We start from the raw sequence: 15485 nt of genomic DNA, 5'->3' as shown, positions 1-15485 counted from the left end.
GCTTCATATGTAAGGCAATAAGCACATGAAACGCGTCGTCATCACTGGGGCCGGTACCATCAACGCTTTGGGCCATGATGTGCCTCAAACTCTCAAATCCATGCGCGAAGGGCGCTGCGGTATTGGCGCGCTTGAAATGCGTGATGTGGAGCGTCTTGGGGTCAAAATCGGCGCGCAGGTACATGGGTTTGAACCTGAGGGCATCTTCAATCGGCAGCAATTGTCGCTCTATGACCGCTTCACCCAATTTGCACTGGTTGCGGCGCGCGAAGCGCTGGCGCAGTCTGGACTGGAGTTTTCGGGTGAGTTATCTGCAAAATCTGGTGTTGTGTTTGGCAACTCCGGCGGCGGTATGCAGACGCTCGATGAAAACTATCGCACCGTATACGAAGATGGCAAAAACCGGGTACATCCGTTTGTCGTTCCCAAGTTGATGAACAATGCGGCGGCGAGCCACATTAGCATGGAATTCAATCTGAAGGGGCCGAGCTTCACGGTTGCTTCCGCCTGCGCAAGTTCCAACCACGCCATGGCCCAAGCTTTTCAAATGGTGCGCCACGGAATGTCTCCTGTGATGATCACTGGCGGGGCTGAATCCATGTTGTGTTTTGGTGGCGTCAAAGCCTGGGAAGGGTTGCGTGTTATGTCCAAAGACGCATGCCGCCCGTTTTCTGCGACACGCAATGGCATGGTTCAGGGCGAGGGCGCGGGGGTGTTTGTCTTTGAAGAAATGGACCATGCCAAGGCACGTGGTGCGGAGATCCTCGCCGAAGTTGTCGGCTTTGCAATGACGTCAGATGCCGCCGACATTGTCATGCCCTCACGACAGGGCGCGTCACGCGCGATTTCCGGTGCATTGGCGGATGCCAGACTCGATCGAGAAGAGGTGGGCTACATCAACGCACACGGTACCGGCACCGCTGCGAATGACAAAACAGAATGCAGCGCGGTTGCCGATGTGTTTGGGCCCCATGCTGACAAGCTGATGATTTCGTCGACCAAGTCGATGCATGGTCACTTGATCGGTGGGACAGGTGCCGTGGAGCTTCTGGCCTGTATCATGGCACTGCGCGATGGGATCATTGCGCCCACAATAGGCTACGAAGAAGCAGATCCAGAATGTGCCATGGATGTGGTGCCAAACGAGGCCCGCGAGGCGAAAGTGGATGTCGCACTTTCCAATGCGTTTGCTTTTGGTGGTTTGAACGCGGTTCTTGCGCTCAGACGCGTTTGACAAATAATCGCCGCCCCTCAGCCGAAGGACGGCGAACCCATTTAAGCGATGTGGTTATTCACCAGCGCTTCCAGCAGTGTCGAACGCCTTGGTGAAACCAGACAGCGACATAGAAACCGTCACAGTCTGATCAGGTGCCAAAGCCGGTACGATGCTGATTTTCGCCTCTTTGCCAGATTTAAAATTCGAGATATCTGCCTGGCTGAAGCCGATCCGTGCGATGCAGCCCGCTTGATTACAGAAGGCAAAGGGATAGCGGCGCGCATTGTTGCCATCGACCGCCATCGTCAACTGTGCTGTCAGCAGGGTTTCCAGTGGGACAATCAACGTTGCACCCGCCACCGCTTGGCCATCAGCTTGCGGCAGTTTGAACAGGGTCACCTCAGAAATTGGGTTGCCGGTCTCATCGCGCAGAAGTTGATACATGCGACACGGGCGTGGTTCGGGGCCAGTGGCCGCGCACTGAAGTTCCCAGTCGCCGATGGTTTCAGTGGTTATATCTTCGTTTGGGTTTTGCGGGATCTGGGCTTCACCTTGACCGGCCACGGCTTCCCCCATCGCCAGCGATCCGTCAGAAAGGGATGGCACGCTCTGTGCAGAGAGCTGGCTCGCCACGAGCATTGCAGGCAACGCGGCAAAAAGAGTTGGAAGTTTGAGCATGTGATTTCCTGATTGTTCTCATGTCGTCCGCTGTCGCTTAGCACGCCAGAATATGATTGTCAGGTCACGCTTGATGAAAACACGAACAAACGGTTGCAGGGCAGGTGCCCATTCATAGTTTTCGCATTGTTTGATGTTGGCAAAAGCAGGCTTTGGTGAGTTTGGATCGCGAGGATGCCAGCTTAAGTGAGGCACTTAGAGGGGGTGAAAACGAAACAAAAGGGCCCAGTTAAAGGCCCTTTTGCAAAATTTTCACTCCCCGTCGGACTGGCCGACTTATTCATTGCCAAAACGCTACGAGCAAAAAGCGGTGTGGTCAACAGGAAAAAGAGATTCTTTGGCCTTGGAATTGTTCAAAAAAAAGGCCGCACATTGCGTGCGGCCAGTACTCAACAGGGAGGAGTTCGTTCCCAAAACCGTTAAGCTTTGGTCTGGAACACCTTTGAAAATGGGGCAAAAAGGTTAACAATAGATGTGACATTCGGTTAACCAATAAGATTTCAACGCGATCACGAGGTAAGTCCCTGATGGACGGAAATATTTTTTTGGGCGGTGGCGGCCCTGATTATGGCGAAAAACAAGGTCTCACTCTGAAATATGCCAACCGCCATGGGCTGATTGCGGGGGCAACAGGCACAGGAAAGACCGTGACTCTGCAGATTCTTGCAGAAGGATTCTCCGCTGCGGGGGTGCCTGTGTTCCTATCTGATGTGAAAGGCGATCTGTCAGGGCTTGCTGCCGCTGGCCGCTCAGATTTTAAGCTGCACGATGCCTTTACGGCACGCGCGCAGAAGATCGGGCTTCAGGACTATGGCTATTCGGCGTTTCCGGTGACGTTCTGGGATCTTTTTGGCGCGCAGGGCCATCCGGTGCGCACCACAGTCGCGGAGATGGGGCCACTGCTGCTTGCGCGTTTGATGGAACTGAGCGAGGCGCAGGAGGGTATTCTGAACATTGCGTTCCGGCTGGCGGATGAGGAAGGGCTGCCACTGCTGGACCTGAAAGATCTTCAGGCGCTGCTCGTTTGGGTTGGCGAAAACCGGGCTGAGCTGGCTTTGCGCTATGGCAATATCTCGGTCAATTCCATCGGTGCGATCCAGCGCCGCTTGCTGGTGCTGGAAAATCAGGGCGCAAACAAACTGTTTGGTGAACCCGCGCTTGATCTCTCCGATCTCATGCTGTGCGATGCCGAGGGGCGGGGGCGCATCAATATCCTTGCCTCAGACAAGCTCATGGGCGCGCCGCGTCTTTATGCGACCTTCTTGTTGTGGCTCCTCTCTGAGTTGTTTGAATCCCTGCCAGAAGTCGGCGACCCCGACAAACCCAAACTGGTCTTCTTCTTTGATGAGGCGCATCTGTTGTTTGATGGGGCTCCCAAAGCGTTGATCGATAAGGTGGAGCAGGTCGCCCGCCTGATTCGATCCAAAGGGGTGGGCGTCTATTTTGTCACCCAGAACCCGGATGACATTCCCGAAGACATCCTTGGCCAGCTTGGCAACCGGGTCCAGCATGCGTTGCGTGCTTTCACGGCGCGGGACAAAAAAGCGCTGCGGCTCGCGGCGGAGACCTATCGCCCCAACCCACGGTTTGAGACCGAAGCGGCCATTCGCGAAGTGGGCGTGGGGGAGGCGGTGACCTCGATGCTGATGAAAAAGGGCATACCGGGCATTGTGGAGCGCACGCTGATCCGCCCGCCATCGTCTCAGCTTGGTCCCATCGATCAAACTACACGTAGGCAGGTCTTAGCCAACTCTCCTGTGGCCGGAAAATACGACACTGCCAAAGACCGCCATTCGGCCTATGAAATCTTGCGCGACCGCGCCGCAGGAGCCACCAAGGCTGCCGAAGAGGCAGAGGCCCGCGAAGAAGAGAAATCCGTGGCTGAGCGGGAATTTAGCGCCGCGCGCCGCTACAGCGGGGGCCGGGTCAGCCGCTCCAGCGCGCGCTCCATGCGCATTCGTGCTGATGACAGCTTTGGCACTGCGATGGGCAAAATGGTGATGAAAGAGCTCACCGGCACAACCGGCCGCCGCATCGTGCGCGGCATTCTGGGCGGGCTGTTCAAAGGCCGCTGACCCGGCGTTTTCTCATTCTGAAAATATCCTCGCCGAAGGCAAAAGGCGCTCCCGGAGGAGCGCCTTTTTTATTATTTTTCAGGGATCAAACCACGTGGGCTGAACCTGAGCACCAGCAGCAGGACCACCCCCATGGTCAAAAGGCGCATATGTGCGGCGCTGTCGATCAGATGATCCCGCAATGCGCTGTCTTCTGCCATGCCTGCGGTGATGGTCTGCATCAGCCACAACCCCATCGGCTCCACCTGTACCCAGAGGAACCAGATCAGGAAACCGCCCAGCACAGCGCCAAGGTTGTTTCCAGAGCCGCCCACAATCACCATCACCCAGATCAGGAAGGTGTAGCGCAGCGGCTGATAGGTGCCCGGTGTCAACTGGCCATCAAGCGTGGTCATCATCGCCCCGGCAATGCCACAGATTGCAGAGCCGATCACAAAGATCTGCAGATGGCGATTGGTCACATCCTTGCCCATCGCCTCGGCGGCCACTTCATTGTCGCGGATCGCGCGCATCATCCGGCCCCATGGGCTGTTGAGTGCAAGCTGCGCCATCACGAAGATCACAATCAGCACCGCCGCAAACAGCAGCGAATAGTTGAGCTTCACAAAGAGGGACGACGCCGTTGCCACATCCATACCGAGCCCCTCGGCGCGGTTGATGAAGGTTGAGGAGTTCTGCAGGTCGATCTCATAAGGCACAGGACGATCAAGCCCCACAACGTTTTTCACGCCGCGCGCAAGCCAGTCTTCGTTCTTCATCACCGCAATGATGATTTCCGCAATGCCGAGGGTCGCAATCGCCAGATAGTCAGAGCGCAGGCCAAGCGCGGTTTTGCCAATTAGCCAGGCGACGCCCGCCGCCAGCAAACCGCCCATGGGCCAGGCCAGCAGAACCGGCAGGTTCAGACCGCCCAGATTGCCCTGAAGCGCTGGGTTGATCTCTTCGACGGCGGCCACACCGGGGTCAAAGATGCCGCGATAGAGGAAGAAGCCGCCGATCAGAATGGCAGCTGTCAGCAGATTGCGCAGACGGCCCACAGGCATCTTCTGACGCACCATTACGGTGGCCACTATGGTGCCTGCACCGGCGAGTAGTGCTATCACAATCCGCCAGCCCCCCGCGCTCCAGGCGCCTTCCACCGGGGCTGCAGAGGTCAGCACCACGGCCAGACCGCCAAGGGCGACAAAGCCCATGACACCCACGTTGAACAGCCCGGCAAAGCCCCATTGCAGGTTCACGCCAAGCGCCATGATTGCAGAGATCAGGCCCATGTTCAGGATCAGCAGTGCCACGTTCCAGCTCTGCATGAAGCCTGTTAGCACAATCAGGCCGAAGATCAGGCCAAAGAGGGCTGTGTTTCTCACCTGTTCGCTCATACCGATTTCCCCTTGAACAGGCCGGTCGGCTTAAACAGCAGAACCACAATCAGGATCACAAAGCTGACGGCGAATTTATAGTCGGTGCTCAGAAGCTGCACGAGGCCTGATGGCTCCAGCTGTTCTGGCAGCATGTATTTCAGCACTTTTTTCCAGGCGTAGGTGATCGTGACTTCGCTGAAGGCGATCACAAACCCACCCGCAATGGCGCCAATCGGGCTGCCAAGGCCGCCCACAATCGCAGAGGCAAAAATAGGCAGCAGCAACTGGAAATAGACAAAGGGTTTGAAGGTTTTGTCGAGCCCATAGAGCACGCCCGCCGTGGTCGCCAGGGCGGCCACAATCAGCCATGTGTACATCACCACACGTTCCGGGTTGATGCCCGACAGCAGCGCCAGATCTTCGTTGTCCGAATAGGCGCGCATGGATTTACCCGTGCGGGTGCGGTTGAGGAACCAGAACAGCAGAACCACACAGATCACGGCCACAACAACGGTGATGCCCTGTGTGGTTTTGATCGCCAGACCTTCGCGCAGCCCCGTCATGGCTTTGAATTCACGCACGGAAATGATGAAACGTTCGCCATCGGCAAACTTCTGATCATTTGGTCCAATGATGAAACGCACCAGACCGTTCATGATGAACATCACGCCCATGGATACGATCACAAGGATCACCGGCTTGGCCTTTTGTTCACGATAGAAACGATAAACCACGCGGTCGGTGATCAGCACCAGCGCCATGGTGCCCAGAATGGCAAAAGGCAGGGCCAGCAATGCGGTGGGCAGTGGGCCAAAGCTCACCCCCATGGATTGCAGCAGCCAGGTGACCAGCACGGCAAGCATGGCGCCAAAGGCCATGGTGTCGCCATGGGCAAAGTTGGAAAACCGCAGAATGCCGTAGATCAGCGTCACCCCCAGCGCCCCCAGTGCCAGCTGACTGCCATAGGCAATCGCGGGGATCAGAACAAAGTTAGAAAGCGCCACAATGGCGTTGAGGAAGTCCATTATTCGATCACCTCGCAATGACCAATTTCCGCGGATACACGAATTTCGTCTTTGAACATTGTCGTTTGGGTTCTTGTCGCTCGACCGTCCATCATGACCGTAAGCATTTGACCGCCGAGCAGGCTACCTGTTGAAGGCATTACAAAGTGTCGCTCTCCACCCATTCCAGCTAATTCTACCCATCCGAGATGAGAATTGAGCAGAACCTTTTGGGGGGCGTTAGCTGAACTAAAGGCACGCGTAACCAATGCCTCAGTCTTGTCGATCTCAAAGGTCGATGTCGTCTCGCTCCATGAGCAATCTACTGAAAACACTTGAGGTAATTCGTTGGTCTGGCCACTGTTTTCTCCGTGGTTGCTGGCCGCGAGCGAAACGCCTGCAAACATCGTTATACTGGCCAGACTAGCTAGCGCATTGCTCAACAACCTGCGCGCATTAGCTTTCGATAAAGTCATCCTCAGCCCCCCAAGAATGCTTTGCGGACGTCTTCATCCGCGAGAAGGTCTTTGCCGGTGCCGGTATAGGCGTTGCGGCCCTGCACCAGCACATAGCCTTTGTCGGCAATTTCCAGCGCCTGACGGGCGTTTTGCTCCACCATCAGGATGGGAATGCCGGTGCGGCTGACTTCGATGATTCTGTCAAACAGCTCATCCATGACGATGGGGGACACACCTGCGGTAGGTTCATCCAGCATCAGTACTTTGGGCTGTGTCATCAACGCGCGGCCCACGGCCACCTGCTGACGCTGGCCGCCAGACAGCTCGCCCGCAGGCTGGTTGCGTTTTTCTTTCAGGATCGGGAAGAGGCCATAGACCTGCTCCATCGTGTCTCTGAAATCGTCCTTGCGGATGAACGCCCCCATTTCGAGGTTCTCTTCCACCGTCATGGAGGTGAAGATATTGTTCACCTGCGGCACAAAGCCCATGCCTTTCGCCACGCGGTCCTGTGGTGTGAGGTTGGTGATGTCTTCACCATCCAGCCGCACGGATCCCTGACGCAGATTGAGCATGCCAAAGACGGCTTTCATGCCGGTGGATTTGCCGGCGCCATTGGGCCCCACGATCACGGCAATCTCGCCCGGGTTCACGGCGATTGTGCAGTCATGCAGAATGTCCGGCCCGTCTTTGCCATAGCCGCCAGTCATGCTGTCGCCGACCAGAAAGGCATCTGTGGTGTTCATCTCTTTCCCGGTGCCGACCGAACTCACCAGTTCGCCGCCGCCCTTCGGGTTGGTGATTGAGGCATCTTTGTTGCCACGATCATCCTGATAGGGGTTCCCCGTCATCCCAACTCTCCTCGCTGAGGGCGCAAAATACCGTCAATGCACTGTCGTGATACCGCTGCGATACCGCCGCGATACAGACACAATACCGACGTCTTATGCGCTCAGCTGTTCCTTGTTTTTGAGCCCGGTGCCGAGGTAGGCCTCGATCACCTGTTCATTGGCTTTGATCTCTTCCAAAGTGCCTTCGGCCAGCACTTTGCCTTCGGCCATGCAGATCACCGGATCACACAGTCGGCCGATGAAATCCATGTCGTGTTCGATCACCACAAAGGTGTAATTGCGCTCTTTGTTCAGGCGGATAATCGCATCTCCGATGGTGTTCAGCAGGGTGCGGTTCACACCTGCGCCGACCTCATCCAGAAAGACGATTTTGGCATCCACCATCATGGTGCGGCCCAGCTCAAGCAACTTTTTCTGACCGCCAGAGATTTGACCGGCTTTGTGATCGGACAAATGCTCTATCGTAAGAAATTCAAGCACTTCGTCGGCCTTCGCGCGCAGGGCTCGCTCTTCGTCGGCGATGCGTTTGCGCCCAAACCAAGTGTTCCACAGCGTTTCGCCGGACTGTTGTCCCGGCACCATCATCAGGTTCTCGCGGCAGCTCATGGAGCTGAACTCATGGGCGATCTGGAAGGTGCGCAGCAGACCTTTGTGAAACAGCTCGTGAGGCGGCAGGCCGGTGATGTCTTCGCCGTCCATCAAGACCCGACCAGAGGTCGGTTTCAGGACTCCCGCAATCACATTGAAGATGGTGCTTTTTCCAGCGCCATTTGGGCCAATCAGCCCAGTGATCGAGCCTGGCTCAATCCGAAGCGTCGCACCATCAACCGCGCGAAACCCTCCGAAATGTTTGTGAACGTCTTCTGCGACGATCATATGCTATCCCCCGTTCACACGACTGCGCGTGCTTTACATTCGAAGAAGCCCGGCACTTGACCGGGCTGCTCATTTTTCTGTTTTTTTGACCGCACTTAGCGGAAGTTGGCCGTTGTGATTTTGCCGCCTTCAATGATGATCTCGCGATAGCCGCCAGCAGCTTCGCCACCATTGATCAGTTCAACAGCAGTCGCGCCGACATAGTCGATATCACCGCCAGCAGCAAGGATTTCGAGGGCTTTGTCCAGCTCACCTGCTGCGATCGGCTCACCTGGTGCGTTGGCCACATCTTCGATCTTGGCAGAATAGGCTGCCGGATCGCTCGAACCCGCCGCTTGCATGGCCAGCATGATCAAGGCTGCCGCGTCATAGCTTTCGCCGATGTAGGGACCGGACGCATCCGCACCAGTTGCAGCCGCCGCTTCCAGAACAAAAGAAGGATCCGCCGCTTCACTGCCCGGAAGTGTGCCAACAGAGCCTTCGATTTCGTCGCCAAAGGTGTTTTCCAGGGCTGTACCGATCATGCCGTCAGGCAGAGCGAATACATCAAACGCACCCGTATCCAATGCTGCGCGGATCATGCCGGGGCCACCCTGATCAACGTAGCCTGCTACGATCAGAATATCGCCGCCAGCAGATGCCAGCGCGGCAACTTCTGCGGAGTAGTCGGCCTTGCCATCTTCGTGTGCGGAAGATGCGGTGATTTCGCCGCCCGCGGCCTTATAGGCAGCCTCGATGCTGTCAGCCAAACCTTTGCCGTAGTCGTTGTTGGTGTAGGTGATCGCAGCGGATTGGAAACCACGCTCGATCAATACGTTAGCGAGAACCTGACCCTGACGCGCGTCAGATGGCGCGGTGCGGAAGAACAGGCCATTGTCTTCTGCTTCAGACAGGGCAGGAGATGTCGCGGAAGGAGAGATCATGACCATGCCGTTTGGTACAGCCACATTGGCCAGAACAGCGCCAGTCACGCCAGAGCAGTCCGCGCCCATGATACCTTTGACGCCATCAGAGGTGATCAGGCGTTCGGCAGCAGCGGTGGCGGCAGCGGAGTCAACACAGGTGGAGTCAGCGCGTACAGCGGAGACGCTGGAGCCATCGAGCAGTTTGCCGCTCTTGGTGACTTCTTCCATTGCGATTTCAGCACCGGCCGCCATAGCTGGGGTGAGGGATTCAATCGGTCCAGTAAAGCCGAGGATCACGCCCAATTTGATGTCTTCTGCGGACGCAGCTCCGGCCAGCAATGCGCCAGCGGCAGAGGCCATAAGCAGCTTTTTCATGTTCTTACTCCCAAGTAACATTTTTGTTGTTCCGGTTTGGAGCCTATGCGGGCTAAAATTAAAAGGAAAGAGGGTGTTGACTGATTTTTAATCAGCGATTTGCCGATGCGGGTCCACAGCGCCTAGGTGGGAAAATCTGAAAGAAAACGGTGTTTTAAATGCGATTTGTCATGCTGATCTCATGTGCTTTGGCGTTTCTTGTAAGCTCTGTCGCTGATGCTCAGAGTGTTCAGACCTCTCAGGGCCACATCAAAGTTGATGCCGTGGTTGAGGATCTGGAGAATCCTTGGGGCTTTGCCTTTTTACCCGGGGGGGCGCTGTTGATCACTGAGCGCGCTGGCCAGCTTTGGCATGTTTCTGATGAGGGTGTTAAGACACCTGTCACTGGAAGTCCTAAAGCGCATGTTCAAGGGCAGGGCGGGCTGTTGGATGTCATTGTCGCCCGCAATTTTGAACGATCTCGTGAGGTGTTTTTGAGCCTTGCAGTGTCACAGGCCAGAGGCGCGGGAACGGCTGTTTATCGTGGCGTTCTATCCAAGGACGGGGCTCAGTTAAACAAGGTCACAAAGATCTTTGAAATGGCAGCAGGAAGCCAGGGTGGACGGCATTTTGGCAGTCGCATCGTTGAAGCGCGAGATGGGACGCTTTTTGTGACCATTGGCGAGCGCGGCGACCGCCCTGCAGCGCAGGATTTGTCGCGCCATGAAGGGTCCGTGGTGCGCATAGCGCGGAGTGGTGGCGCCCCTTCGGACAATCCGTTTCAGCAGCAAACCGGAGCTCTGCCAGAGATTTGGTCCTATGGGCACAGGAATCCGCAAGGCGCAGCCCTTGATGAAGAGGGGCGCCTGTGGGTCGTTGAACATGGGGCAAAAGGCGGCGATGAGATCAATCTGATCCGCAAAGGCGCAAACTTTGGTTGGCCAGTGATTTCCTATGGTCGGCATTATTCTGGCGCAAAAATTGGCGAAGGCTCCGCCAAAGAGGGCTTGGAGCAGCCCGCTTTCTATTGGGATCCGTCAATTGCCCCATCTGGTATGATGATCTACTCAGGCAAGTTGTGGCCTGCGTGGAGAGGGCATTTCTTCGTCGGAAGTCTCAAATTGGACCACATCAGCCGATTGAGCGGCACGCCAATGCAAGAGGTCGAAAAAATACGCGGGGCGAGTACAGGACGCGTGCGGGATGTCAGGGAAGGGCCAAATGGGGGCATTTGGTTTTTGTCCGTCGAAAGAGGGACGTTGTTCCGAATGATGCCTGCGAAATGATGCCTGCGAACTAGCGCCACCCTCGCAGTGCGCGAGGGGAGCGCGGGTGTGATCAGACCGAAAGGCGCGTGCTTTGCGAGCCGCGTTCACGGTATGGGGTGGTCTCATAATGCGCGCGGTAGCATTTTGAGAAATGGCTTGGGGAAGCAAATCCACAGGCGAGTGCCACGTTGATCACGCTCATATCTGTCTGCATCAACAGGTTACGTGCCTTTTGCAGGCGCAACTCCATATAGTAGCGCTTTGGAGAGCGGTTGAGATACCGGCGGAACAAACGTTCCAGCTGGCGAGTGGACATGCCCACGTCTTTGGCCAAAATTGAGGGGCTGATCGGTTCTTCGATATTGGTTTCCATCATCTGAATGACCAGAGACAGTTTCGGATGGCGCACACCAATACGTGTCGGCACCGACAAGCGTTGCGTGTCTTGATCTGTGCGGATGGAATTGTAGATTTGCTGATCAGCGACCCAATTGGCGACGTCTTCGCCCTGATCTTGAGCGATCAGTTTTAGGAACAAATCGATCGAAGAGGTCCCGCCTGCGGTGGTCATGCGGTTTCCATCGGCGGTAAAAACGGCTTTGGAAAGTTCGACTTCTTCAAACTCTTCAGCAAAACTGTCCTGATTTTCCCAGTGGATGGTGGCGCGCTTGCCATCAAGCAATCCAGCTTTCGCCATAGTGTATGATGCTGTGCAAACGCCTACGATTGCGGGACCACGGCGTGCTTCACGACGCAGCCAGTTCAGTAGTCGCTTTGTTGTGGCCTTTTGGATCTCTTCCCCGCCGCACAACACAATCGTGTCATCTCTGTGCAGCTCTTGCAGGTCGCCATCGAGTTTTAGTCCCGTTCCGGTTGAGCAATTCACAGACTCGCCGTTTTCACCACACAGAATCCATGTGTAATGTTCTTTGCCCAGTCGACGGTTTGCCAGTCGCAAACAATCGATTGCTGAAGCAAATGACAGCAATGTAAAGTTCTCAAGGAGCACAAAAACAAAACGCCGGTTTTTTCCGTCGTCAAGCTCAGAAGCGATGGTCGAAGTCATTGACATCGTTTCCTTTTCCCTGTTGTTCGGGCGCTTTGAATGCGCCTCAATTGTGTGGATATGACGGGGTAAGTGACGCACCCGTCAAAGTCGGATATTTCATCTATGGCCCTATCACAAGAGCTTTTGTATAAGGTGCCTTTAACCTGTCTAATTGGAGTAAAGACAATGGCAGAATGGCAAAAATCTGACTGGCGCGCAAAGCCTCGTGTTCAGATGCCTGAATATACGGATGAAGCTGAGCTTAAGGCAGTCGAAGCCAAGCTCGCAAGCTATCCGCCGTTGGTCTTTGCCGGCGAAGCGCGCCGCCTGAAAGCACAGCTTGGGGCCGCTTCTCGCGGTGAGGCCTTTTTGCTGCAGGGGGGAGACTGCGCCGAGAGCTTTGAACAATTCAGTGCAGACGGTATTCGCGACACCTTTAAGGTCATGTTGCAGATGGCAATGGTGCTGACCTATGGCGCCAAGGTGCCGGTTGTGAAGGTTGGCCGGATGGCGGGGCAATTTGCCAAGCCACGCTCTGCGCCTACTGAGACTATGGATGGCGTGGAGCTGCCGAGCTATCGTGGTGATATCATCAACGATCTGGCCTTCACCCCAGAGTCACGTATCCCCGCACCAAGTAAGATGCTGCAGGCCTATACACAGGCCGCCGCCACGCTGAACCTGCTGCGTGCGTTTTCCACAGGTGGATACGCAGATGTGCATCAGGTGCATGCCTGGACGTTGGGTTTCACTGAAGGCGGCAACGCTGAAAAGTATCGTGATATGGCGAACCGCATCAGCGACACGCTTGATTTCATGAAAGCGGCGGGCGTGACCTCTGATCGTTTGCATACGTTGCAGACCGTAGATTTCTACACCAGCCATGAGTCGCTTCTGCTGGAATACGAAGAGGCGTTGACGCGTCTGGATTCGACCTCTGGCAAGTGGCTTGCAGGTTCCGGTCATATGATCTGGATTGGTGATCGCACCCGTCAGCCTGACGGTGCGCATGTTGAGTTTGCTCGTGGTGTGCAGAACCCGATTGGTCTGAAATGTGGCCCAACAACCACTGCAGAGGACCTGAAGGTTCTCATGGAAAAGCTGAACCCGGAGAATGAAGCGGGCCGTCTGACCCTGATTGCACGTTTTGGTGCAGGCAGCGTAGGAGACCACCTGCCGCGTCTGGTTAAGGCTGTGCAAGAAGAGGGGGCGAATGTGCTCTGGACTTGTGATCCGATGCACGGCAACACCATCAAGTCTGCAACGGGTTACAAAACGCGTCCGTTTGATAGTGTGCTGCGCGAAGTGCGTGAGTTCTTCGCTGTGCATAAGGCGGAAGGCACCATTCCAGGCGGCGTTCATTTTGAGATGACCGGCCAGGATGTGACCGAGTGCACCGGTGGTGTACGTGCAGTGACCGAAGAAGACCTCTCTGCACGATATCACACAGCCTGCGATCCTCGCCTGAATGCAAGCCAGTCCCTTGAACTGGCATTCTTGGTGGCGGAAGAGCTGTCAAACAGAGATCGCCCGCGTGCTGCCGAAGCCGTTTGATAAGGCTTTCGAAAGGATTGAAAAGAGCCGCGCAAATGCGCGGCTCTTTTTTGTTGAGAAAACCAAAAAAACCCGCATTTTGCCTCTTGCATCCCCCCAGCGGATAGAGCTAAACACCGCCTCACAGAGACGATGGCAGCATCGACACTCTGTTGCGGAGAGGTGGCCGAGTGGTCGAAGGCGCACGCCTGGAAAGTGTGTAGGCGGGAAACCGTCTCCAGGGTTCGAATCCCTGTCTCTCCGCCATAATTTGCTAAGTTCCCACATATTTTGAACAGACGCAGCATGGTGCTAGCTCAGATGCGATCCGTTTCGCGTTTTGGCAGCTTCGTGCCTGTTTTGGGATAACAGCTACCGGAAAACCAACTTTACGCAATGCAAAGCGGTGTCGAAGCGTCTGGGCGGCCTTGTTCGGATGTAAGTGAGGATACCCACATCAATGGGGGTATTGGGGAGCGTGGCCAACCAGATAAGCGGCCACGCTCGTTATCAGAGAGGTCAGTCGTTGCGTGTTTTGGGCAGGACAAGGTTGAGCACAAGACCGGCAACACCTGCGAGCCCGATACCTGCGAGGGAGAAGCCTTCACCAAAGGACAGTGTCAAACCTCCAAGGCCAAGCACCAGAATTGTCGATGCGATCACCATGTTGCGGGGATCGTGCAGCTCTTCGCCGATTTTTGCCACAACACTCATGCCCACGACGGTCACCATGCCGAATAGCAAAATCATGATGCCACCCATGACAGGCATCGGAATGGTGCCGAGGAAGCCGCCCAGCTTGCCAACAAACGACAGGGCGATTGCAAAGATTGCGGCCCACGTCATGATCGCGGGATTGAACGCTCGTGTGAGGGTAACGGCGCCTGTGACCTCCGAATATGTGGTGTTGGGAGGGCCGCCCAAAAGACCTGCCGCTGTTGTCGCGAGACCGTCGCCAAGCATCGTGTTCTGAATGCCGGGTTTTTTCAGATAGTCTTTCTTGGTGACATTGCCGATCGCCAGAATGTCGCCGAAGTGTTCGATTGCAGGTGCGATTGCGACCGGCAGGATGAACAAGATGGCAGCGAGGTTGAATTCTGGGCGTACAAACTCTGGGATGGCAAACCAAGGCGCGTCTACCAGACCGGCCGTGTTGATCAGACTTTCGCCTGTCACCAGACCGACCACAATTGCGGCGAGATAGCCTGCGACAATTCCCGCGAGGATCGGCACGATTTTCATAATGCCACGGCCCAAGATGGCTGTGAGCATTGTGGTGCCCAGAGAAATTGCTGCCAGCAGCATGGCGATGCCGCGCGGCATGATCTGCGTTTCACCGGCGAGGCCTGTTGCCATGTTGATCGCAACAGGGGCGAGCGAAAGGCCGATGATCATGATCACTGGGCCAACCACCACGGGTGGTAGGTATTTGTGCAGAAAGCCACTGCCCCAGATCCGCACGGCGAAGCTGAGCACGACATAAAGCAAGCCTGCGGCGGCGAGGCCACCGGTTGTCGCTGCCAGTCCCCATGTCTGTACCCCATAGATGATGGGGGCAATAAAGGCGAAAGAGGAGGCCAAAAATACCGGCACCTGACCGCGTGTTACGATTTGAAAGATCAGTGTGCCTAGGCCAGCTGTGAACAAAGCCACGCTTGCGTTGAGCCCAGTGAGGATCGGGACGAGGACCAATGCACCAAAGGCGACAAAGAGCATCTGTGCACCGGCAAGGGCCTGTTGGGGGCCGAATTTGTAGTCAGTTTCTGATGATGTGATCGCACCATCGGTGTCTTCAAGTGCAGACATTGAGCGTGTTTCTTTCGTGTTGTTGTGCGTTGGTGTGAGCGAGCTGGCTCGTGAGCAG

13 protein-coding genes and 1 tRNA gene are annotated in these 15485 nt (G+C 55.8%); 5 read left to right on the top strand and 9 right to left on the bottom strand.

What is annotated here, in order from left to right:
* The first annotated feature begins 25 nt into the window (after positions 1 to 25).
* Complete coding sequence (locus PJL69_RS04535; RefSeq protein WP_209096032.1) at positions 26 to 1234, top strand: beta-ketoacyl-[acyl-carrier-protein] synthase family protein; 1209 nt, start codon at positions 26 to 28, stop codon at positions 1232 to 1234.
* A 54-nt stretch (positions 1235 to 1288) separates the two neighbouring features.
* Here PJL69_RS04535 and PJL69_RS04530 read toward each other — a convergent pair whose 3' ends face one another.
* A complete protein-coding gene (locus tag PJL69_RS04530) occupies positions 1289 to 1894 on the bottom strand; it encodes an invasion associated locus B family protein (RefSeq protein ID WP_271308580.1) in 606 nt (201 codons plus the stop codon).
* 527 nt (positions 1895 to 2421) lie between these two features.
* On the opposite strand from PJL69_RS04530, the gene PJL69_RS04525 reads away from it, so the two are divergent.
* A complete protein-coding gene (locus tag PJL69_RS04525; protein WP_271308579.1) occupies positions 2422 to 3969 on the top strand; it encodes a helicase HerA-like domain-containing protein in 1548 nt (515 codons plus the stop codon).
* Positions 3970 to 4040: 71 nt separating this feature from the next.
* Here the strand turns inward: PJL69_RS04525 and PJL69_RS04520 are convergent, their stop codons facing one another.
* From PJL69_RS04520 to PJL69_RS04495, 6 genes are all read right to left on the bottom strand, one after another.
* Positions 4041 to 5345, bottom strand: a complete 1305-nt coding sequence (locus tag PJL69_RS04520) for a branched-chain amino acid ABC transporter permease (RefSeq protein WP_271308578.1) — start codon at positions 5343 to 5345, stop codon at positions 4041 to 4043.
* The gene (locus PJL69_RS04515) at positions 5342 to 6352 is read right to left on the bottom strand and encodes a branched-chain amino acid ABC transporter permease (RefSeq protein ID WP_271308577.1); all 1011 of its coding nucleotides are present in this window, start codon (positions 6350 to 6352) and stop codon (positions 5342 to 5344) included. Before PJL69_RS04515 ends, PJL69_RS04520 begins: the two co-directional genes overlap by 4 nt.
* Positions 6352 to 6807, bottom strand: a complete 456-nt coding sequence (locus PJL69_RS04510) for a hypothetical protein (protein ID WP_271308576.1) — start codon at positions 6805 to 6807, stop codon at positions 6352 to 6354. The genes PJL69_RS04515 and PJL69_RS04510 overlap by 1 nt, the downstream gene beginning before the upstream one ends.
* A 2-nt stretch (positions 6808 to 6809) precedes the next feature.
* The gene (locus tag PJL69_RS04505; protein WP_271308575.1) at positions 6810 to 7637 is read right to left on the bottom strand and encodes an ABC transporter ATP-binding protein; all 828 of its coding nucleotides are present in this window, start codon (positions 7635 to 7637) and stop codon (positions 6810 to 6812) included.
* A gap of 93 nt (positions 7638 to 7730) precedes the next feature.
* Positions 7731 to 8513, bottom strand: a complete 783-nt coding sequence (locus tag PJL69_RS04500) for an ABC transporter ATP-binding protein (protein WP_209096020.1) — start codon at positions 8511 to 8513, stop codon at positions 7731 to 7733.
* A 95-nt stretch (positions 8514 to 8608) separates the two neighbouring features.
* Positions 8609 to 9793 (bottom strand): ABC transporter substrate-binding protein, encoded by a 1185-nt coding sequence (locus PJL69_RS04495; protein WP_271308574.1) that lies wholly within the window; start codon positions 9791 to 9793, stop codon positions 8609 to 8611.
* Between the two features lie 170 nt (positions 9794 to 9963).
* On the opposite strand from PJL69_RS04495, the gene PJL69_RS04490 reads away from it, so the two are divergent.
* Complete coding sequence (locus PJL69_RS04490; protein ID WP_271308573.1) at positions 9964 to 11058, top strand: PQQ-dependent sugar dehydrogenase; 1095 nt, start codon at positions 9964 to 9966, stop codon at positions 11056 to 11058.
* A gap of 52 nt (positions 11059 to 11110) precedes the next feature.
* On the opposite strand, the gene PJL69_RS04485 is transcribed toward PJL69_RS04490, so the two are convergent.
* Positions 11111 to 12106 carry a GlxA family transcriptional regulator gene (locus PJL69_RS04485; protein ID WP_271308572.1) on the bottom strand — a complete coding sequence of 332 codons (996 nt, stop codon included), beginning with the start codon at positions 12104 to 12106 and terminating at the stop codon, positions 11111 to 11113.
* Between the two features lie 168 nt (positions 12107 to 12274).
* Here PJL69_RS04485 and PJL69_RS04480 point away from each other — a divergent pair, with 168 nt between their 5' ends.
* Together PJL69_RS04480 and PJL69_RS04475 are read left to right on the top strand one after the other, a co-directional pair.
* Positions 12275 to 13642 (top strand): class II 3-deoxy-7-phosphoheptulonate synthase, encoded by a 1368-nt coding sequence (locus PJL69_RS04480; protein WP_271308571.1) that lies wholly within the window; start codon positions 12275 to 12277, stop codon positions 13640 to 13642.
* A gap of 156 nt (positions 13643 to 13798) precedes the next feature.
* Positions 13799 to 13888 (top strand) — tRNA-Ser (locus PJL69_RS04475).
* 252 nt (positions 13889 to 14140) lie between these two features.
* Here the strand turns inward: PJL69_RS04475 and PJL69_RS04470 are convergent.
* Positions 14141 to 15427 carry a uracil-xanthine permease family protein gene (locus PJL69_RS04470; RefSeq protein ID WP_271308570.1) on the bottom strand — a complete coding sequence of 429 codons (1287 nt, stop codon included), beginning with the start codon at positions 15425 to 15427 and terminating at the stop codon, positions 14141 to 14143.
* Positions 15428 to 15485: the final 58 nt, after the last annotated feature.

The organism is Shimia sp. MMG029 (genome assembly GCF_027947445.1).
GTDB lineage: Bacteria > Pseudomonadota > Alphaproteobacteria > Rhodobacterales > Rhodobacteraceae > Shimia.
This window is presented reverse-complemented; position numbering and strand designations above follow the sequence as displayed.

Excerpts from the sequence above, each read along its gene's own strand:
- PJL69_RS04535 (WP_209096032.1), top strand. The coding sequence starts at position 26 with ATGAAACGCGTCGTCATCACTGGGGCCGGTACCATCAACGCTTTGGGC.
- PJL69_RS04530 (WP_271308580.1), bottom strand. The coding sequence starts at position 1,894 with ATGCTCAAACTTCCAACTCTTTTTGCCGCGTTGCCTGCAATGCTCGTG.
- PJL69_RS04525 (WP_271308579.1), top strand. The coding sequence starts at position 2,422 with ATGGACGGAAATATTTTTTTGGGCGGTGGCGGCCCTGATTATGGCGAA.
- PJL69_RS04520 (WP_271308578.1), bottom strand. The coding sequence starts at position 5,345 with ATGAGCGAACAGGTGAGAAACACAGCCCTCTTTGGCCTGATCTTCGGC.
- PJL69_RS04515 (WP_271308577.1), bottom strand. The coding sequence starts at position 6,352 with ATGGACTTCCTCAACGCCATTGTGGCGCTTTCTAACTTTGTTCTGATC.
- PJL69_RS04510 (WP_271308576.1), bottom strand. The coding sequence starts at position 6,807 with ATGACTTTATCGAAAGCTAATGCGCGCAGGTTGTTGAGCAATGCGCTA.
- PJL69_RS04505 (WP_271308575.1), bottom strand. The coding sequence starts at position 7,637 with ATGACGGGGAACCCCTATCAGGATGATCGTGGCAACAAAGATGCCTCA.
- PJL69_RS04500 (WP_209096020.1), bottom strand. The coding sequence starts at position 8,513 with ATGATCGTCGCAGAAGACGTTCACAAACATTTCGGAGGGTTTCGCGCG.
- PJL69_RS04495 (WP_271308574.1), bottom strand. The coding sequence starts at position 9,793 with ATGAAAAAGCTGCTTATGGCCTCTGCCGCTGGCGCATTGCTGGCCGGA.
- PJL69_RS04490 (WP_271308573.1), top strand. The coding sequence starts at position 9,964 with ATGCTGATCTCATGTGCTTTGGCGTTTCTTGTAAGCTCTGTCGCTGAT.
- PJL69_RS04485 (WP_271308572.1), bottom strand. The coding sequence starts at position 12,106 with ATGACTTCGACCATCGCTTCTGAGCTTGACGACGGAAAAAACCGGCGT.
- PJL69_RS04480 (WP_271308571.1), top strand. The coding sequence starts at position 12,275 with ATGGCAGAATGGCAAAAATCTGACTGGCGCGCAAAGCCTCGTGTTCAG.
- PJL69_RS04470 (WP_271308570.1), bottom strand. The coding sequence starts at position 15,427 with ATGTCTGCACTTGAAGACACCGATGGTGCGATCACATCATCAGAAACT.